General features: G+C 35.3%; 9 protein-coding genes. 7 read left to right on the top strand and 2 right to left on the bottom strand.

Translation table 11 applies throughout. From position 1 onward, the window contains the following. Positions 1-32 precede the first annotated feature (32 nt). From PBT91_RS12025 to PBT91_RS11995, 7 genes are all read left to right on the top strand, one after another. Positions 33-695, top strand: coding sequence for an SDR family oxidoreductase (locus PBT91_RS12025; RefSeq protein ID WP_270058708.1), 663 nt, complete (start codon positions 33-35; stop codon positions 693-695). A gap of 185 nt (positions 696-880) precedes the next feature. Next, complete coding sequence (locus PBT91_RS12020; RefSeq protein WP_270058707.1) at positions 881-2,740, top strand: glycoside hydrolase family 2 protein; 1,860 nt, start codon at positions 881-883, stop codon at positions 2,738-2,740. A gap of 193 nt (positions 2,741-2,933) precedes the next feature. After that, on the top strand, positions 2,934-6,635 hold the full coding sequence (locus PBT91_RS12015) for a two-component regulator propeller domain-containing protein (protein ID WP_270058706.1): 3,702 nt from the start codon (positions 2,934-2,936) through the stop codon (positions 6,633-6,635). A 174-nt stretch (positions 6,636-6,809) separates the two neighbouring features. After that, positions 6,810-9,881 (top strand): SusC/RagA family TonB-linked outer membrane protein, encoded by a 3,072-nt coding sequence (locus PBT91_RS12010; protein WP_270058705.1) that lies wholly within the window; start codon positions 6,810-6,812, stop codon positions 9,879-9,881. A gap of 22 nt (positions 9,882-9,903) precedes the next feature. Continuing rightward, positions 9,904-11,490, top strand: coding sequence for a RagB/SusD family nutrient uptake outer membrane protein (locus PBT91_RS12005; protein WP_270058704.1), 1,587 nt, complete (start codon positions 9,904-9,906; stop codon positions 11,488-11,490). 77 nt (positions 11,491-11,567) lie between these two features. Further along, complete coding sequence (locus tag PBT91_RS12000; RefSeq protein WP_270058703.1) at positions 11,568-13,334, top strand: alkaline phosphatase; 1,767 nt, start codon at positions 11,568-11,570, stop codon at positions 13,332-13,334. A 227-nt stretch (positions 13,335-13,561) separates the two neighbouring features. After that, positions 13,562-15,781, top strand: coding sequence for a TonB-dependent receptor (locus tag PBT91_RS11995; RefSeq protein WP_270058702.1), 2,220 nt, complete (start codon positions 13,562-13,564; stop codon positions 15,779-15,781). A 56-nt stretch (positions 15,782-15,837) separates the two neighbouring features. Here PBT91_RS11995 and PBT91_RS11990 read toward each other — a convergent pair whose 3' ends face one another. Then, positions 15,838-18,654, bottom strand: coding sequence for a M16 family metallopeptidase (locus PBT91_RS11990; RefSeq protein ID WP_270058701.1), 2,817 nt, complete (start codon positions 18,652-18,654; stop codon positions 15,838-15,840). A gap of 108 nt (positions 18,655-18,762) precedes the next feature. Next, positions 18,763-21,234 carry a M14 family metallopeptidase gene (locus PBT91_RS11985; protein WP_270058700.1) on the bottom strand — a complete coding sequence of 824 codons (2,472 nt, stop codon included), beginning with the start codon at positions 21,232-21,234 and terminating at the stop codon, positions 18,763-18,765. Positions 21,235-21,348 lie beyond the last annotated feature (114 nt).

Raw genomic sequence — 21,348 nt, 5'->3', positions numbered from 1 at the left:
ACATTGAAAATAAACAAAAAAGAAAAATTGATATGAAAGTTTTAATTATTGGAGCTCACGGAAAAGTTGGTCAACGAATTTCTAAAGCAATGAGTGCTTCTGAAGATTTTGAACCAACTGCATTTATTAGAAAAGAAGAGCAAAAGCCACTTTTTCAAGAAATGGGAGTGGCCACAGTAGTAGAAAGTTTAGAAAATACACCTGAAGCTATAGGAAATGTAATTAAGAATTATGATGCGGTGGTTTTCTCAGCCGGATCTGGAGGTAATACCGGTGACGATAAAACTATTGAAATAGATTTAGATGGCGCTATCAAATCTATTAATCAAGCTGAAAAGCAAGGAGTAAAACGATTTGTAATGGTAAGTGCTTCACATACAGATGATCGTTCATATTGGGGTAAAGTAGACGGAATGAAAACCTATTACACCGCAAAACACTATGCAGATTTAGAGCTAAAAAGAAGTTCTTTAGATTACACAATTTTGCGCCCAGTTCTTTTAACCGTTGATGATGTAGCTGGCAAAATAATGATGTCTGAAAATCCCGATGAAGTCAATTCTGAAATTCCACGCCAGGCAGTAGCAGAAACTGTTTTGGCCGTATTGCAAAATCCAAAATCAAAAGGTAAAATTATAGAAATGAGTAAAGGCGATCACACAATAAGCGAAGCCTTAGACAAATTTCTTGCTTAATTGAAAAAGCAATGAAAATACAAAAACCGCTGAAGTAAATTTCAGCGGTTTTTTTTATGATATAAATAATTATTACGATAAAAGTTATTGATTTTCTTTTATTTATAAAGCGTATTATTTACATTTATTAAGATAACCATAGAGTTCAGGTTATAACTATAAACTATCATTTTAATATTACGCTGATGATTTTTAGAAGATTTCTTATAGCAGTTATACTATTTTTCGGTTCTCTGTCTGGATTTGCACAAGAGAATTTGATTATAAACACGCAAAATAGAAAGCAGGTTTCCTTAAACGGAACATGGCATTACCTTATTGATCCTTACGAGACTGGTTTTTACAACTACAGGTATAAAGAAAAAGGTGAAAAAGATCCCGAAGCCTATTGGAATAATCCCAACCCTCATAAAAAAACAGATAGAAAAGAACATGAATATAGCGACGATTATACGCTAGAAGTGCCGGGAGATTGGAATTCTAAGGATGATGTTTTTAAATATTACGAAGGATCGGTTTGGTACCAACGAGAATTTGATAAACCAGAATTGGATAAAGAGGAACGTGTTTTTCTATATTTTGGTGCAGTTAACTACGAAGTTCATGTATATTTAAACGGAAAGAAATTAGGAATGCATAAGGGCGGCTTTACGCCTTTCAATTTTGAAATTCCCCAAGAAATGCTTCAAAAATCGGGGAACTTTCTAGTCGTTAAGGTGGATAATAAGCGTTATGCCGATGAAGTTCCTACCTTAAATACCGATTGGTGGAATTATGGCGGAATTACACGGGATGTAAAATTAATTATAACACCACAGAATTTTATTCAGCAATATGCTTTGCATTTAGATCAGTCACAGGATATTGAAAAATCTATAAAGCGCAAGAAGTTTAATATTTCAGGGTATTTTAAATTGAATGGCCCTAATACTTCTTCCGAAGAAAAAGTTACTATTGAAATTCCTGAAATCGGCCTAAAGAAAAAAGTCGATATTGTTGGTTCTGAAGCAACTTTTAATTTTGATGCCAAAAAAATTGAATTATGGTCGCCTGAAAATCCAAAGCTTTACGAAGTTGAATTTACTTTGGGAGAAACAACGTTGACCGATCAGATCGGGTTTAGAAAAGTTGAAGTTTCCGGTAAAGATGTTTTGCTTAACGGAAAAGAGATTTTTATGCGCGGCATAAGTTTGCATGAAGAATTTGCTCCTGAAGTTCGCAGAGCAAACACTAAAGATGATGCCAGTAAATTATTTGGTTGGGTTAAAGACTTAAATGCGAATATGGTTCGATTAGCGCATTACCCGCATAACGAATATATGACGAGAGCTGCAGATTCATTAGGAATTTTAGTGTGGAGTGAAATACCGGTGTACTGGACAATTGATTTTAAAAATAATGAAGTTTTAGAAAAAGCTAAGAAGCAATTAGATGAAATGATCATTAGAGATCAAAACAGAGCATCTGTAATAATCTGGTCGGTGGGTAATGAAACCCCTGTTAGTGAAGCCCGAACCAGGTTTATGAAAAGTTTGGTGATGCACGCTAAAGAAAAGGATAATACAAGATTAATTTCAGCAGCTTTGGAAGTTGGCTATAATCGAGGTAAAAACTATATCGACGATCCGCTTGGAGAGTATACCGATATTGTTTCGGTAAATGAATATTTGGGCTGGTATGGTGATTTACCTCACGCCAAAGTAAAATCAAAATGGGAAACGGCTTATAAAAAGCCCTTATTTTTCAGCGAAACCGGGGCAGGAGCAAAAGGCGGATTTCATGCTGACAAAGAAACGCGATGGAGTGAAGAATTTCAGGAATGGTATTTTGAAGAAACTCTAAAGATGATGGAGCAGATGCCAGATAATTTTATGGGATTATCCCCCTGGATACTGGTAGATTTTAGATCTCCAAAGCGCAATAATCCTAAATTTCAGGAAGGCTGGAACCGTAAAGGTTTAATAGACAATCAGGGAAATAAGAAAAAAGCTTTTTATACCTTAAAAAAGTATTACGAAAAGAAAGAAAAGGAATACGAAGATTAAGTAGCATCTCCTTTAAAAAAAGGCGTTAATCTTGAGTGGTTAGCGCCTTTCTTTTTTATTTGATGAGCGTTGGAATCTTTAAGAAAAAAGAAATAACTAAAATCTATAATTTTAGCTATTTCTTAATGTTTCCAATCAATGCTTAATAAAGAGGTAATAAGGAAATCTGCATTAATAGCTAGTTTCGCGCGCTATGATGAAGCATAATTTCCCTACAATAGTTGCTTTAATATTTGCGTTTTTCTGCACTAGCGTGTTTTCGCAGCAAATGAAGTTTAAAACCCTAACTACCAACGAAGGTTTATCAAATAACTCTGTAAATGATATTATTAGCGATCAAGATGGCCGGCTGTGGATTGCGACCTGGGATGGTTTAAATGTTTACGATGGAAATCAGATTCAGGTTTTTAAGCATCAATTTCGAGATTCTACCAGTATTGCCGGAAATGAGATTCGTGCCTTTAAAAAAGATAGAAATGGACGTATTTGGATATTAAATGATAATAATACCATATCGTATTATCAGGGAGACGGAGTTTTTAAAAACTTCAAATTAAGTTGGGAACCAGAAACTTTTCGGTTAACTAAATCTGGAGAAATAGCCGTAAAAACTTCCAATAGTTACTTTTCTTATAAGAGCGATCATTTTCAGGAAATTTCAGCAGCCGAGATATTGAAAGAAGAAAACTACGGCCCTCTTCAGAAACTTTTAAAAGATCAGTTTCCTGATGTTATAATAAACGATGTATTAAAAGATAGGGAAGGAAATATCTGGTATGCTTCGCGTAAAAACGGATTGTTTTTTATAGCTAATACTCCCCAGAATCTCAACAATCAAGAGATAATACAATACACATACGATCCTTATTCGCCTTACAGTTTTACCAGTAACGAAATTGAAAAGCTTTATGAAGATGATTTTGGTAATATTTGGCTTGCTCATAAAGATGGCGGGGTAAGTATGACATATCGGGAAGCTCAGCAAATTACCACAGTTACTCCGCATCCAAAAAGCTTTCCGCATTTACCCAACGAAACTATTCGGGGAATTACAAAAGATCAATCCGGAGCAGTTTGGTTGGGTTATTATAACCATGGATTGTATTATTTCAGTAAAAAAACAAACTGCTATATCCCTTTTTCGATTGAAGAATCTTTAATGAATTCAGATTGGAATAGAATTCGGAGTTTATTTACAGATTCTGAAGGAATTATTTGGGTAGGAACTTATGCCGGGATTATTAAGATTGAAAACAAAAAATATTCGCTTATCACTGCTGAAGATTTTGAAAACTTTCCCGCCAATAGAAACTATTCTTTCTTTGAAGATGCTAATGATTTGTGGATTGCGTGTTGGGGTGGAGTTGCAAAATATAATAGAAAATTAGATCGTTTTGAAGCATTTGATCATCAAGAGGAATTAGCATCTTTTCATGTTCGAGAACTAATTAAAATTGAAGATACCTTGGTTTTAGCTACAGCCCATAATGGTGTCGTATTATTTTCAACAGCAAAAGGAATTTTAAAAACTATTGATACAGAAAATGGTCTTCTGGGAAATAGCATATACAGTTTATACCAGGATTCTTTTAGCGATGAATTGTGGATAGCAAGTTTAGGCGGAATTAGCATTTATAAGAAATCGCAGGGAATTATTAAAAATCTAACCGAAGCCGACGGATTGCCAAGCCATATGGTGTATAGTTTGTTGCCAAATGAAAATGAGGTTTGGATAAGTACAACCAAGGGTATAGCGTTTATTGATAAAAAAAATTATGCCATTACGCAGTTACCAAAAGAACAAGGCTGGCAGGCACAAGAATTTTCTGAGGGTGCTTCTTTTCAGGATGCGAAAGGAACCTTGTTTTTTGGAGGAATTAACGGACTCAGTTTTTTTCAGCCAGATGCTTATCATTTTACACAAAAGCCGATTAATTTTTTTCTTAAGCTAGATGGTAAAGAAAACTTCAGTAAAAACTTCACTAAAGACTACCAGGATAATTCGATTTCTATTTCAATAACTCCCGTTACTTATACAGGTTTGCCAAAGAGGAGTGTTTGGTACAAATTAGAAGGAATCGATAAAGATTGGCAGTATTTTAATAATTCAGAAATTAGCTATAAAAATTTAGCACCTGGAGATTACAGTTTTAAAATTTCGAATAATACAAATAAAGATCAGGCAACACAATATTTTCAGCTTCATATCAAAAAACCTTTTTATCAAACATTTTGGTTTTATACACTTTGCTTGGCATTATTTGTTTTAATAGGAATTGGTTTTTTTGTGAGAAGAAATAGAATCGCGAAAAAAATAAGATACCAGTTAGAGAAAAATATTGAAGAACGTACTGCGGTTATAGCTTCTCAGAAGAAAGAATTACAGGATGCAAATAAAAATTTAGAGCAAAAGAATATTGAAATTGCCAAGCAAAAAGAAAAACTTCTAAACTTACATCGAGATGTAAAAAATAAAGATTTTGAAGTTGAAAAATTCCAGACGTTCTTTTTATCAGATTTTAAATCGAAATTGAATAAAATAGCAGCGCTTTTAAATACTGAAAAAAATGATACGGAAACTGTCGAAAGAGAAGTAACCAAGCTTATCGAAGAAATTTCAGAATGGGATTATCTCGATCAGATATCAGAATTGGGAGAAAGTGTTGCCGTACAGATTGATTTTGAATCTCTTATCACTAAAATTTATCAGCAAATAGGCGCTAATCAATATAATACGGAAACAAATTGTCAATTTTTTAAGTTTTCCGAGGAAAATTTAGTCAGCTTAGATGTATTACGTTTTAAATTATTGCTAAGATATCTTATTCTGGAAATTTTTAAATACTCTGGAAATAATGAAAAATGTGATTTTAAAACCAGTTTGCATTCAGATAATGTATGTATAGAATTAAAGGCCTCGAGTGGGCTTCTTCAAAAAGAGTGGCAAAATATCACGAATTTTAGTCCGTATTACAAAGCATTTCAATTATTGCTGAAAGAACTTTGTGGTAGGATTGAAGTTATATTTTCTGAAAACTTGGAGATTACTATTCAGATTCCTGTCACTTCAGTTAAAAATCAATCGGAAGCTTCTGGAATTCTTCAGTATAAACACTTACAGCAAGCAAAAGATGAAGATAAAAGCTATATACTGGTGTATTGCGAGCAGGAGGATAGTGCATTTTTAAATCAGCTTTTAAATATAACCCAGAGCGATTTACTTTTTGAACATGATTTACACGGGTTAACATCTGCAGTACATCAATTTCATGTAGCGGCTGTTATTATTTATAATGCCGCTTTTTCGAGCGATTTTGAACAAGTGTTACAACAACCTTCATTTCAGCGTATACCAAGTTTATATATTTCAGAAACAATTAATCTGGCAACGGAAGAACGGGCAATTGAAAACGGAATAAACGCTATTGCAAATTTACCGATAAGTCCCGATTTGTTGAATAAAAAGATTGCAATGATTACCAATACGCAAAAGCAAGCGTATTCTACCAAAATAGATCGAATAAACGAGAAACTGGATCGTGATGATGTGGTTTTAAATCCACATGAAAAAACGGTAAAAAAAGCATTACAGATTATTGAAGAAGAACTGGATAACCCTCAATTTAATGTAGATCGACTTTTTAAGCGTTTAGAAATATCCAGAACTAAAGTATATAGGGTTTTTAAAGAAATTTTAAATCAATCTCCATCTGATGTTATTATAAACCTGCGATTACAAAAAGCAGAGCATTTATTACTTACCGGAAACCTAAATATTAGCGAAATAGGTTTTGAATGCGGCTTTAACGATCCCAAATACTTCAGTAGAATGTTTAAAAAACACTTTGGTGAAAGTCCGAAGCGCTATAAAAAACAGTTCCAAAAAACAATCTAAGATTACTGCTAGATTAGCCCAATGTTACGCCAATATTACTGTAACTAAACTGCGAATTTTAAGCCCAAATAACACCAATTTCGCATCAATATTACACTTTTTTGGAACAAAAGTGCAGTATTGAATTCTTCTCTGAACCTACATTCGCCCAAAATCTTAAACTTTTTAAAGAACATGAAAAATTACTATTTGTTTGTGCTTTTTAGCATTTTTTGCGTGTCGGGCGTCATGGCGCAGTACACGCTAAAGGGAACGGTAGTCTCAAAATCGGACGGGATGCCACTTCCTGGGGTTACAATTGTTGCGAATAATAATAGTGGTAACGGAACTGTTACCGATTTTGATGGTAACTTTATCCTGGAAGTTAATAAGGAAAATGGAACTATCACCTCTAGTTATATAGGCTTTAAATCCCAAACCAAGAATTACAGCGGAAATGAGTCTTTAGAGATTGTTTTAGAAGAATCTGTTGATGCTTTAGATGAAATTGTACTTATTGGTTATGGTTCTTCAGAGAAACGAGACCTTACCTCAGCAGTTGCTTCTGTAGGAAATATGGAAAGTTTAGAAAGCCGCCCGGTTTCAAATTTCTCAGATTTCTTACAAGGAAATTTACCTGGTGTAACAGTTGCTCAGGATGGAGGGGATCCTTCCTCTTCTTCTAATATCACCATTCGTGGTTTAGGAACATTAAATGGACAATCTCCATTAACTGTTGTAGATGGGGTACCTTATTACGGCCCTCCAATTAATCCTAATGATATTGAATCTGTAAGTGTTTTGAAAGATGCCGCTTCTGCTGCTATTTATGGTGCACAAGCAGCTTCAGGAGTAATAGTTATTCAAACTAAAAAAGGTAAAGTTGGGAAAATGCGTGTAAATCTTGATGCTTACGCAGGTTTCCAATCAGCAAATAATTTACCCACTCCGCTAAATGCAGAGGAAAACAATTTTGTGTATAACACCGCTGCAGATAATGCAGGAGCTTCCAGAGTATCTGCTCATAATCCAGATCAGAATCCATGGGGTGCGGTAACTCGTACAGATTGGATGGATGAAATTTTTAGAGATGCTTCCATATATAATCTGAATGCTAATATTAGTGGAGCTTCTGAAAAAGGAAGCTATTTAACCTCTTTCGGATATAACAAGGTAGATGGTGTATTAGTAGGTACTAGTAAAGATCGTTATTCTTTTAGGGTGAAATCTGATTACGATTTTAATGATAAAATCACTATTGGTGAAAATGTATATTTCTCAAAATCTGAAGCGGTTGGAACCAATACTTCCAACGGATATTCAGGAGCAATCATCAATGCTATTTATATGCCGGCAGCAGCTTCTGTTTATAACGAAGACGGAACTTACCAAGGTGTAGTACCGCAAAGTCTATCAGATTTTGGTGGAGCTTATGGTGATGTTTATAATCCGGTAGCTTTATTAAAACGTCCTACGATTAGCAATCCCGTAAATTATCTAAATGCGAATGTGTATTTAAACTATGACATTCTTGAGGGCTTAACTTTTAAAACCAATTACTCTTATGCTTTAACCGATACTAAAAGTAAGCGCTTTCAGCCTAGAGTTCCGGAAATTGGAAGATCTGATGCTCAAAATTATTTATACCAGAGTTATTCTGATGAAAATCGATGGATTTGGGATAATCAATTGAACTATAAAAAATCGTTCGGTAAGCATAATTTAGATCTTACCGCTATATACTCTTCTCAGCATACCGATTATGAGTATTATTATCAGGAAGGAAGAGGTTTTGCTAGCGAAGGTGAGTTTAACCATTATATGGGAAATGCCACTTCACTGCAACCTGCACAAACTGATGTTTATGAAGATGTATTAACTTCAGCCATTGGTAGAGCTATGTATAATTACGACCGTACGTATTATTTATCGGCAAGTATTCGTAGAGATGAAACTTCCAGATTGGCTTCAGATAATAAATCAGATTATTTCCCATCGATTTCAGGAGCGGTTCGTTTATCAAATTTACCGGCTATTGAAGATATTTACAGTTTAAGCGATTTGAAATTAAGAGCTTCTTGGGGGCAGATAGGAAATATCAATACCGTAGGTTACTACTCTTTTGATGTTCCCATGCAAACTAGCTTAGCCGTTATGGGCGAGCAAGGTGCTTATGATGCAAATGGTTTGTATTTAGGCCGTCAATCAAATTCAAATTTGAAATGGGAAACTTCAGAATCTTTTGATATAGGTTTGGATGCAAGTCTATTCAAAAATAAACTAAGCATTACCGCAGATTATTTTTCAAAGAAAACTAAAGGAATGATTATTCCTGGTTTAGCTGATGCACATCAAGGTTTTGAAGCCCCCGATGTAAATGGTGGTGAAGTGAAAAATACCGGATGGGAGCTATCGGTTTCTTATAAAGAAAAGATTAATGATTTTAGTTATAACATCTTCGGTAATGTAAGTCAAATTGATAATGAGTTAATCAATTTAAACGGTTATAATGAAGCAGGTATCGATTTTATTCAGAATAGCGATGATGTAAGAGGGGTTTTAAGACCTTTTAGATCTGCAGTAGGAGAGAATTTATATTCTTACTTTTTGGTACCGCAAACCGGAATATTTCAATCTCAGGATGAAATTAATGCATATACTAACAGTAACGGCGACTTAATACAGCCTAATGCAAAACCCGGAGATTTTAAATTTGAAGATACTAATGGTGATGGTAAAATCGATAGTGGAGACCGTAAATTTGTAGGTAGCTATCTGCCAGATTTCACCTATAGTTTTGGATTAAATTTAAATTACCAAAACTGGGATTTAAATGCATTATTCCAGGGAGTCTCAGGAGCTAAAGCTTTTAATGCTTATAAGTATTCTACTTATAACGCTTCTTTACAAGGTTACAATCTTGATAATCGTGTGTTAAATGCATGGACACCAGAAAATACCGGAACAGATATTCCAAGATTAGCTACAAGTGATGATAATGCTAACTTCGGTACTAACTCTACTTGGTATTTAGAAAATGCTTCTTATTTACGTTTAAAAAACATCACATTAGGTTATACGTTACCTCGACACACGATGGAAAGTATTTTTGAAGGTTCTTCATTACGTATTTACGCTTCAGCCGATAATGTATTTACCATTACTGATTATGAAGGGATGGATCCTGAAGTAGGAAACAATGGTTTGGATGTAGGTAGGTATCCATTGTCTTCCAAGTATGTAGTTGGTTTATCCTTATCATTTTAATGTACAAACAAAAAAGAAAATCATGATAAAATATATAAAACTTAAAACGATAGCGATTACTGCTATAACGGCATTGGTATTTACTTCGTGTTCTGATGATTTTACCGATGTAAACTCCAAAGGAAGCGTTTCTTACGGTAATTTCTGGAAAACCGCAGATGATGTGCAATTAGCTGTAAACGGAATGTATGAAGAAATGAGAACTTCAGAAATGTTTGGGCGAGGATTCTTTTGGTACATTAATGCTTCTGACGACATGATTACCGGTCGTATTAAAGCAGATGCAGATAATGTGAAAAACTTTGTTTGTACCGGGGATGAAGGTTATACGGCTAATATGTATCCTAGAGCTTTCAAAGTAATCCGTAGAGCCAACGATATTTTAAAAAATATTCCAGAAATGGATGTCAGCGAGGATGTAAAAAATCAGGCTATGGGAGAAGCGTATTTTATGCGTGGTTTTTTCTACTTCTGGTTAGCGCATAGTTATGGAGATGACGGCGAAAATGGCGGAATACCAATTATTACTGTAGATAATATGGAAGCTCCAGCAGGAAGCTATGAACGTCCTTCAAGTGTAAGAGAGAATTACGAACAAATTGTAAACGATCTTGATGCTGCTGCACAATTATTACCTCTTTTCACAGAAATGTCTGGTGCAGATTATGGGCGGCCACATAAAGACGCTGCAAATGCCTATATTGCAAAAACCTATTTATACTGGGCGCAATACGATGAAAGTAAATATGCCGATGTTGTTACCTATGCAGATAAAGTAATAAACTCAGGATCAGGAAGAGCCTTAATTGATACCGATAATCCTTCTGAAGATTATCGATTATTACATAGTCATTTAAATAACTGGACAAGCGAATACATTTGGTCAGTAAACTCTGGAGTAAATGCAGGAAGTATTCTACCAGGTGTAATGCTAGAGAATAAAGGATGGAGTAAGTATAATGGTTGGGGGTATTACCAGCCAACAGAAGAATTATATGAAGCTTATGAAGAAGGTGATGCCCGAAGAGAAGTGACTATTTTAAAATACGGAGACGAATTTGAGTATTTTGGCGAAACCCGAAAGTATTATTCTGAAAATTCTTTATCTGGTTTTCAATTTAATAAATACATGTATGAGTTCAAAAATGAATCTCCTATAGGAACTGATATTAATAGTAATGGAGACGATCCAACTACAGTTTATAACGTGCCTTTAATGCGATATGCTGAAGTACTTTTAATGAAATCTGAAGCTTTAATTATGCAAGGTTTAGATGGTGATGAGCCGCTTAATAAAGTTAGAGATCGTGCGGGCTTAGATCCTATATCTGAAGCCACTTTAGAAGATTTAAAACACGAACGCCGCGTAGAATTGGCAGGAGAATTTGCAAATCGTCATTTCGATTTAGTGAGATGGGGAGATGCAGAAGAAGTGTACAGCAAGCCGCTACATGGGCGAATCCATAGTGACAGAACGAATCCAGATTCCGATTATACTATTCAGGAAGTTTGGAGTGCCAGAAATTACGATCCCTCTTATATGAATGTTTGGCCATTGCCTACAACGGTAATCGAAGGAGCAGATATTCCTCAAAATATTGGATGGTAAGGTGTTAGTTTGAGTTTAGTTTGTTTAGTAGAGAGATGCTGTACCCTACACAGCATCTTTCCTTTTTAAAATTTGTTATGAAAAAAATATTTTTAATATGCGTGTTATTTTGTACAACTTTAGTAAACGCACAACAAGATTACAAAATTCATTCTCATAATGATTATGAGCAAAAAGTACCGTTCTGGACGGCTTATGCCGCAGGAGCCAGTTCGATCGAAGCCGATGTTTTTTTGAGAGGCGGAAAACTTTTTGTAGCTCATTTTGAAAATGAAATTAATGAAGAAAGAACTTTAGAAAGTCTATATCTAAAACCTATTAGTGAAGGATTAGCGCTTTCTATGATCAAAAATCAATCAATTCAATTAATGATTGATGTTAAAACAGAAGCCACTTCAACTTTAAAAAAGATCGTGGCAACCATAAAAAAATATCCTGAGATAATCGAAAATCAACAAATTTCGATTGTAATTTCAGGGAATGAACCGCTTCCATCAGACTATAAAAATTACCCCGATTTTATTGCTTTTGATTATCAAAAACTAGAACCACTTACGGCAGAACAATGGGATCGAGTGGCTATGATTAGTGTAGATTATAAAAAATATGCAGTTTGGAATGGTAAAGGCAGATTTACTCATGAAGATTTACAAAAAGTAACTGCTGTTATTGAAAAAGCGCATAGTTTTAATAAACCTTTCCGATTTTGGGGCACACCCGATTCGAAATCGGCTTGGAAAGCTTTTGAAAAATTAGGTGTTAATTATATTAATACCGATGAGCCATTTAAATGTGCTTCTTATCTTTTTTCTTTAAAAGATCGTGTTTATAAAAATGAATTATTTTCTGAAGTGTACAAGCCTACTTTTAAATATGACGGCGCTCATGAGCCAGTAAAAAATGTAATTTTATTAATAGGGGATGGAAACGGACTTTCTCAAATTTCTTCTTCAGTTTTAGCGAATAATGGGGAACTTACACTTACCCAATTAAAAAATATAGGTTTTATAAAAACTTCTTCAGCAGACGATTTCACAACCGATTCTGCCGCTGCCGGAACAGCATTGGCAACCGGAGAAAAAACCAATAACCGTGCTATTGGAGTAAATACCGCGGGAAATAAAATTCCAAATTTAACGGAGGTTTTAAATGATAAAGGATTTAATACAGCCGTTATTACTACAGATGAGATTACCGGAGCAACGCCATCTGCATTTTATGCACATCAGAAAGACCGCGGAATGAATGCTGAAATTGCTCAGGATTTATTAAAAAGTAAATTAACATTTTTTGCCGGTGGAGGCGCTAAGTATTTTTCTAACCAAAATACGTTTGAAATAGCAGCTAATCTTGAAGATATTGCAGATAACAAATCAGATCGATTAGGATATTTTATGGCGGAAGGCGGTGTGCCTTCTGTACTAGACGGTAGAAAAGATCTATTACCAAAAACCGTAGAAAATGCATTAACTTTTTTAAATTCTGAAAAGCCATTTTTTATGATGGTTGAAGCTGCTCAGATTGATAAATTTGGTCATTTTAATATGACAAACGGAATTGTAACAGAGGGGATCGATTTTGATAAAGCTATCACTAAAGCGATTCAGTTTGCAGATAAAAATCCGGCCACTTTAGTGATTATTACGGCCGATCACGAAACTTCCGGTTTTAGCATTCCGCAGGGAAATATTAAAAATCATGAAATTGAAGGCGATTTTACCACGCACGATCATACGGCAACGATGGTTCCTGTATTTGCCTATGGTCCATACGCTGATATTTTTAGAGGAGTGTATGAGAATAACGAGATTTTCAATAAGATTTTAGAAGTATTAGAAAACTAAGACACTCTTCATCCAAAATCAAAAAAGCTCTAAATCGATATTTAGAGCTTTTGTTTTTTATCATAGTGATTATGATTCTAAAAAACTTGTTTCTAATCTTCTTGAGATTGAATGAAATTCAATAATTTATTTGAAAAAATAGCAATATAATTATTCTGTTACTTTTTATAACTGTGAGCTTCAAGAATTGCCTGAATATCCTATTTTTGCTGGAAAATCTACTTCTTATGTTAAAACTCTACACGCTCCTAGTGGCGTTTTTTTTATGTTCTTTAGTGGCTTTCAGTCAAAATACCATTTCAGGAAAAATTGTTGACGACAAGAATAATGCTGTTACCGAAGCTTATATACTAAATCTTAAAAGCGGCCACCACACGCATAGCGATGCTCAGGGAAACTTTGGTATTTCAGCTAAAAAAAATGATAGTATTAAAATTCATCATATTGGTTTTGCTACTCAATATTTACAGGCAGATGGATCGGAAGCGTATACGATAAAGCTCCAAACAAAGATGAATCTTATAGATGAAATAGTTATTGCTCCAAAAATCAATGCTCTAAGTATCTTTTCTGAAATAAATACCCGTGTAAATCCAGTAAATTCATCTCAGGATCTATTGCGCTACGTACCGGGATTATTTATCGGTCAGCATGCAGGTGGGGGAAAAGCAGAACAGATTTTTCTTCGTGGATTTGATATCGATCACGGTACCGATATTAATGTAAGTGTAGACGGTATGCCTGTAAATCTGGTTTCTCATGCGCACGGACAAGGATATGCAGATCTTCACTTTTTGATTCCAGAAACGGTAAATGGTGTTAACTTTGGCAAGGGTCCTTATGCAGCTAATAAAGGAAATTTTTCTACTGCAGGTTTTGTCTCTTTTGAAACTAAAGATCGTTTAGACGACAATGTAATAAAGGCTGAAATTGGGCAATTTAATACCCAACGTTTAGTAGGAATGTTTAAAGTTTTAGATTCTAAAAAAGAATCGGCCTATATCGCTTCAGAATATCTGGCAACAGATGGCCCGTTTGATAGTCCGCAGTTATTTAGCCGAATTAATCTAATGGGTAAGTATGTTGGTCAACTTTCAGCTAAAAATAGATTTAAAGCGATCGTTTCTTATTTTACGAGTGAATGGGATGCTTCCGGGCAAATTCCGCAGCGCGTAGTGGAATCGGGTTTAATTTCCAGATTTGGCGCTATTGATGATACAGAAGGTGGAGAAACCAGCCGAACAAATATCATTTTAAATAACGAATATCAGATTGACGATCAGTCTGGCTTTTCTACTACTTTATTTTATTCAAAATATGACTTTCTTTTATTTTCTAATTTTACCTTTTTTCTGAATGATCCTGAAAACGGAGATCAGATTAAACAAAAAGAAAGGCGGGAGATTTATGGAGTAACGAATACGTATCATCATAAATTTTATACTGATAATTTTAATGGCGATTTTGAAGCCGGAATTTCACTTAGAAACGATCAAAGTCGAAATAACGAGTTGTCGCATACGGTAAATAGGGCAGAAGTTTTGGATTCTTTGAGTTTCGGAGATATTAACGAGACAAATTATTCGGTTTTTGCCAATGCCAATTTTCACTTCGGAAATTGGACACTAAACCCAGGTTTACGATTAGATTACTTCAAGTTTGTTTATGAAGATGGGCTCATTCAGCAATACACAAATAATGCTGAAAATAAAACCGCTTTAAGTCCAAAACTGAATATTTTATATAACCTTAAAGACAATGTTCAGCTTTACTTAAAATCAGGGAAAAGTTTCCATTCCAACGATACTCGAGTTGTAGTTCAGCGTGAAGGAAACGAAATTTTACCCGCAGCTTACGGTAGTGATCTTGGATTTATATGGAAACCTGTTCCAAAATTAATTCTTAATACTGCGCTTTGGTATTTATATCTAGAGCAGGAATTTGTTTACGTAGGTGATGAAGCCGTTGTAGAACCAAGCGGAAAAACAGTGCGTAAAGGATTCGATTTTAGTTTACGCTATCAGCCATTTGATTGGTTAAATTATGATCTTGATGTTAATGGAACATTAGCAAGATCCAAAGACGAACCAGACGGGGAAGATTATATTCCGCTAGCGCCAGATTTTACGTTAACTTCGGGAATAAACATTATCCATCCTTCAGGAGTTTACGGTGGTTTACATGCAAGACACATGAATTCCCGTCCAGCAAATGAAGACAATTCTATCACTGCTGAAGGCTATACAGTTTTCGATTTTAACGCAGGCTATCGTTGGAATCATTTTGATTTTGGACTTTCGATACAGAATATTTTTGATACCGATTGGAATGAAACTCAATTTGCAACAACTACGCGTTTAGCTTCTGAAACCCAACCGGTAGAAGAAATTCATTTTACACCGGGAACACCGTTCTTTTTAAAAGGAATTATTTCTTATCGATTTTAGATAAAAAAAGCCCGAATTATTGAAATTCGGGCTTTATTTTTTCAGTTTTATTGATTTTATTTTTCTTCAGCATTGATAAGGATTGGTTCGCCAAAACCTAAGTTTGTTAATTTTTCAAGTTGAGTTTCAGCATCACCAACAATTAAATAATACATCCGTTTTGGATTAATGTATTTCTTAGCCAAATCTTGCACTTCAAGAATACCTAAGTTATTTACTAATTGTTCTCTTTGTTTAATATAATCGTATTCTCGGTTAAAATTACTTATTTCACTAAGCATATTTAGTTTAGCATCCAAAGTTTCAAATTTCCGCATGTTACTTTTAATCATATAACTTTTAGTAACCTCGAGATCATGTTGATTAAAATCTTGTGGATAATCTTCTAATATCTGCTGAACAAGCTTTGCTGCATCATCTGTAATATTCGTTCTAACTCCGGTCGAAATCATAAAAGGACCTACATATTCATCACCAAAAAATCCAGATCTAATTCCGTAAGTATAGCCTTTGCCTTCTCGCAATTGCTGTGTAAGTTGTGAAGCAAAACTGCCACCGCCTAATCGATAGTTCATAACTTCAGCAGGATAAAAATCCTCATTTCTGGCAGACATTGCCGGAGCTCCAAATCTAAAAACTGACTGTTTTGCACCCGGCACATCGTAAAAATAAACCTTTGATTGCTGCGGAAGTTGAGGTTCAGCAATTTTAGGAAGCTGAACATTTTTCGCAGGCCAATTCGCAGAAAGCGATTTTAGAGCATCGGTAGCCAGATTTTTATCGAGCGCTCCAACCACTAAAAATTTGGTTCTCTGTGGCGTTAAATTTTCCTTATAATATTCTTTTAAATCTTGAAGACTAATTGCTTTTACTGAAGCTTTTGTACCTAAAGTATTCTTAGAAAGTATATTTCTTTTGCCGTAAATTAATTTTTGAAACTCCAGATCTGCAATAGCATTTGGATTTGCCTTTTCTTCTTCCAGTTCGCTAAGTACCTGTTGTTTTGCCAGTTTAAACTCCTCTTCATCCCATCTGGGTTCTAGTAGAATTTCTTCAACAAGAGCAATCGTTTCTTCAAAGTTTTTGGCTAAAGTTGTTCCCGAAACGCTAATTTGAGTTTTGCCTGAATTTATTCGAATATTAGCACCTAGCAGCGCAATAGCTTCTTCTAATTCTTCCGGCGTTTTTGTAGCAGTTCCTTTGCCTAAAACTTCCGCCAGTAAATTGGAAACTCCGGTTTTATTTAGCTTTTCTAATAGAAGTCCGCCATCTATTTGAAATTCAAATTTTACTAAAGGAATTTCATTATTGGTGATTCCGTAAACTTGCATTCCTGAAGGCATAAAGTCTTTCCAAACTTCGGGAGTCGTAAGCTGCGGTGTTGCGGCATAAGGCGGCTCTACACTTCGATCAAAGCTGGATGGTGTTTTGGCGTAATTGGCTTTTTGGGAGGCATCAAAATCATCTTCAGCATTTTCAACAATTTTTTCTTCATCAATTTCAGCAAGTTCAGAATTTTCTAAAGCTAAAGTGGTTTCACCTTTAGGAACAAAACTGGTAGCAACATAATGTTGATCTTTAATGTATTTGTTGAACACTCGCATTACATCTTCTTTACTTACCGCTAAAAGCTTATCCATTTCTTTATTGATAAAGTTAGGATCGTCAGCGAAAATCTGATATTGGGCTAACTGAAAGCCTTTTCCTAAAACGCTACTTACACTATTATAAAAGCTGGTTTCTTGTCCAGCTTTTATTCGTTTAAGATCTTTGTTTGAAATTCCATTTTGGGCAAATTCAGCAAAAGTTTCTTGTATAGCAGTGGCAACACTATCCAAATCTTTTCCGTTATAAGCTCTTACCTGAAGTAAAATTTCGCCTGCAAGTTCTGAAGTGTAATTGTACATTCTTACTGAACCGGTGAGCTCTTTTTCTTCAACTAATTTTTTATACAAGGGCGCATTTTTTCCGCTACTTAAATATTCTGAAAGAATGGAAAGCGCATAGGAGTCTTCGTGATACGAATAAACGCTAGGCCATGCCATAGTAAGTTCGGGTAGGCGTGCAAAATTATCTTCGTAATACAGTTTTTTGGTTTCTTTAAGCTCTACTAATTGCTTTTCTTGTCTTTTGATTTCCTCTCCTGAAGGAATTTCATCAAAATATTTATGAACCCATTGTTTTGCTTGGTCTTTATCAAAATCTCCAGCAATCGTTAAGATTACATTATTAGGAACATACCATTTGTTATAGAAATCTTTTACATCCTGAAGCGTCGCATTTTGTAAGTCTTCCAGACTCCCGATAACCTGCCAATTGTACGGATGATCTTTAGGATATAGATTTTTATCAATCACATACATTGTATGTCCGTAAGGGCGATTATCGTAGCTCTGGCGTTTTTCGTTTTTAACGACCTGCTTTTCTTTCGCTAAAACAGGTTCGGTTACTGTGTTGATGAAGTATCCGAGTTTATCGGCTTCTGCCCAAATCATTTTTTCAAGAGCATCTTTAGGAACAGTCTGGAAGAAATTTGTACGATCGCGGCTGGTAGAGCCATTGGCGCCAGAACCGCCAATTTTTGCACTCATTTTATCGAGTCCACCTTTTCCAAGATTCTCTGATTCCAGAAATAATAAATGTTCGAATAAGTGTGCAAAACCGGTACGATTTTGTTTTTCTCTAGCCGAACCTACATGTGCGGTAAGCGCAACCGCAACCACAGGATCTGAATGATCGGTATGCAGTATCACTTGAAGTCCGTTTGATAAGGTAAAACTCTCAAAGTTTACTTTTAGAGAACTATCTTCCTGCGCATTTAGCTTACAAACCACCAAAAAGCACAAAAAGGCAAATATTTTTTTAAATGTCATTTTTTACAATTTAAATTTCAGCATTCAGCATTCAGCATTCAGCATTCAGCATTCAGCATTCTTATCCAGAATCTAAGCTCTAGTATCTAAAATCTAGGTTCTAAAATTCTATTTCACCATAAACAAGGCATTCGCGAAAAAGAGCTTACCGTTTTGCCAGAATGATCTGAATAATGGATTGTCCACCATATAGATTACGCTACCACGCCCCATATTTTCTTCAGCAAAAACAACAGAATTCTCTAGTGTTTTATAGGCTTCGCTTCCCACAAATCCAGAAACAACTTGAGGTTCCTGCATATAAGCAACATTATAACCATTGCTTAGAAGTCCGTAATTACTGCTGCTTAACTTTAAACTGAAATATGTTTTATCATATCCAAAAGCCAGTGGATGAGTATTATCAACTGTTGTTTTTACAATACTTCCTGGGCTATTATTTTTAATGCTTTCTCTCTGTCTCATGCTGTAAGGTGTAAGATTCGGAGTATTGGTATCTTCTTTATTTTCTTCAACACGATTTTCTTTAATGCTGAAACCATCTTTGCCCGCAAAATTACCTACAGCTCTACCTATTGTAATCATTTTGCCACCAGCACTAACAAAATCTTTAATTTTCTTAAGCGCTGTCTCACCTAAGGTGCTTCCGTAGTGACCTTCAGGAACAATTAGGATATCATAAGAGCTAAGATCGATTCGGTTTAAATAATCGGTACCTAAAGCAGTAATCGGGAAATTTAGTTCCTGTTCAAAGAAATACCAGATTTCGCCATAGTTTAATGAAGAAGTTCCTTCGCCACGTAACACCGCGATATTAGGATTTCCGATAAGCTTCATGTCTGGTGATCCAAAATCGGGTCCGCTACTTACAAAACTTGTATTGGCAACAGTCAATTCTCTTTCAAATTCATTAGCCGTTTCAACCACAATGTCATTGAAATTTTCTAAGTTTTTATTATCACTTTTAGTAATCACTAAAGTCCCGGCATTAAATTTTTTCCCTTCCGAAGAAAAAGGAAGTTCACTAAATCTAACTTTTACCTCTTGTTTTAATAAAGCCGCTAAAAATTCAGCATCTTTTATACTTTTCCAGTTAGCGATATAGCCAGCACCTTCAGCATTAATAGTATTGTTAACTTTCGATTTTTCAGCTTCACCTTTTCCTGAATAAGATTTAGAACTCGCCACTGCATCAAGTCCGTAGGCATAGGGTAAACTCCATGCCGTAATATCGTAAGTAACCGAGTCGTTAAGTTTGGTTTTTGGTTCAAAAAGCACTTCCACCATGTGACCTTTTGGTTGCTGAGTGCTTACCAGTACAGTTTGATCGGTAGTAGTTAAACTTCCATTTTCGTTTTTTGTAAAACTGTACCCAGAAATTTTTTCTCCTGAATTTGCTGTAGAATATTTGATTTCGTGACGATCTAGCAATTCCTTTAGCGCGTCGATTTTATCTTTATTTCCGTTGAGTGCAAAAGTTTCATATTTCCTGTCGGTGTTTTTAAAGTAGTTGCTGAATTCACTTGCCAGTTCTTCTGCGTTTTTAGAAGCCATTTCTATGGTTGAAATTCCCGTAGTAAAATGATGATCGATACGATCTTTTAAAGTTAGCGTATGTTCCTGATCGGTTTCGATACCTAATCCACTACGACCGTGGCCTGCTTGCTCATACGTCATCCCAATTGCTCCCATGTAGGTTGGGTAGGTGTCGCCATAGCTTGGATAAAGCAAATCAAAACTCTCTTTTGTAAAAAACAGCCATCCTTCTTTATCAAAATACCTAGCATTGTTTTTACCAATTCTTGTCTGAAAATCCCTCTGAAATGGTGTGATAATATCATGAAAAGGTTCTGCTGCGGGAGCAAAATAATACGGATTGTTTATTCCTTGTTCATGAAAATCTACATGAATGTGCGGCATCCACTGATTATAAATTTTTAAACGGCTTTGGGTTTCTACCTGTGTAGCCCAAACCCAGTCACGGTTTAGGTCGTATAAATAATGGTTTGGTCGGCCACCCGGCCAGGGTTCGTAATGTTCAGCAGCATCTTGTGACGTGCTAAAAGGCGTTTGTTTCACCTGATTATACCAGTTGGCATAACGATCACGACCATCTGGATTTACACAAGGGTCTATAATAACGATGGTGTTTTTTAACCAATCCTGCTTCTCTGTAATAAGGTGATAAAGTGTTTTCATCGAAACTTCTGTGCTCGAAGCCTCATTACCATGAACGTTATAACTTAACCAAACGATCGCCTTATCGGTAGTGGGGTCACCGTCTAAGATTCCGGTTTGTTTTAAGTGGTTTTTCCTGATGTCTTCAATGTTTGATAAGTTTTCTTCCGAAGAAATTACTGCGTAAGTAAGTGGTCGCCTTTCATTCGTTTTTCCATAGGTATGGTAAGTTACCAAAGGAGAATTTTCTGCAATGTGTTCAAAATAATTTACAACATCTGCATGTCTAGAAAACTGACTACCGAGTTCGTATTCTAAAAATTCTGAGGGCGATTTTACCTGTGCTGTAAGGCTTATAAAACTAAACATTACGAAGGCAAAAAGTAGTAATTTATTCTTCATAAAATAAGTGAGGGGTTAACGTTAGGGTAGTAAAGATAGCTTAGATGGGCGAATTAACTAAAAATTAGTGCAAAAAAGTTATACATTCGGTATCTTTGCATTCTCAAAAAAAGT

The sequence above is a fragment of the Zunongwangia sp. HGR-M22 genome (assembly GCF_027594425.1).
Taxonomy (GTDB): domain Bacteria; phylum Bacteroidota; class Bacteroidia; order Flavobacteriales; family Flavobacteriaceae; genus Zunongwangia.
The sequence above is the reverse complement of the archived record's forward strand: the minus strand, read 5'-3'. Positions and strand labels throughout refer to the sequence as shown.

What these genes read in the sequence shown, in the direction of transcription:
- PBT91_RS12025 (WP_270058708.1), top strand. Translation starts at nt 33, where the DNA reads ATGAAAGTTTTAATTATTGGAGCTCACGGAAAAGTTGGTCAACGAATT.
- PBT91_RS12020 (WP_270058707.1), top strand. Translation starts at nt 881, where the DNA reads ATGATTTTTAGAAGATTTCTTATAGCAGTTATACTATTTTTCGGTTCT.
- PBT91_RS12015 (WP_270058706.1), top strand. Translation starts at nt 2,934, where the DNA reads ATGATGAAGCATAATTTCCCTACAATAGTTGCTTTAATATTTGCGTTT.
- PBT91_RS12010 (WP_270058705.1), top strand. Translation starts at nt 6,810, where the DNA reads ATGAAAAATTACTATTTGTTTGTGCTTTTTAGCATTTTTTGCGTGTCG.
- PBT91_RS12005 (WP_270058704.1), top strand. Translation starts at nt 9,904, where the DNA reads ATGATAAAATATATAAAACTTAAAACGATAGCGATTACTGCTATAACG.
- PBT91_RS12000 (WP_270058703.1), top strand. Translation starts at nt 11,568, where the DNA reads ATGAAAAAAATATTTTTAATATGCGTGTTATTTTGTACAACTTTAGTA.
- PBT91_RS11995 (WP_270058702.1), top strand. Translation starts at nt 13,562, where the DNA reads ATGTTAAAACTCTACACGCTCCTAGTGGCGTTTTTTTTATGTTCTTTA.
- PBT91_RS11990 (WP_270058701.1), bottom strand. Translation starts at nt 18,654, where the DNA reads ATGACATTTAAAAAAATATTTGCCTTTTTGTGCTTTTTGGTGGTTTGT.
- PBT91_RS11985 (WP_270058700.1), bottom strand. Translation starts at nt 21,234, where the DNA reads ATGAAGAATAAATTACTACTTTTTGCCTTCGTAATGTTTAGTTTTATA.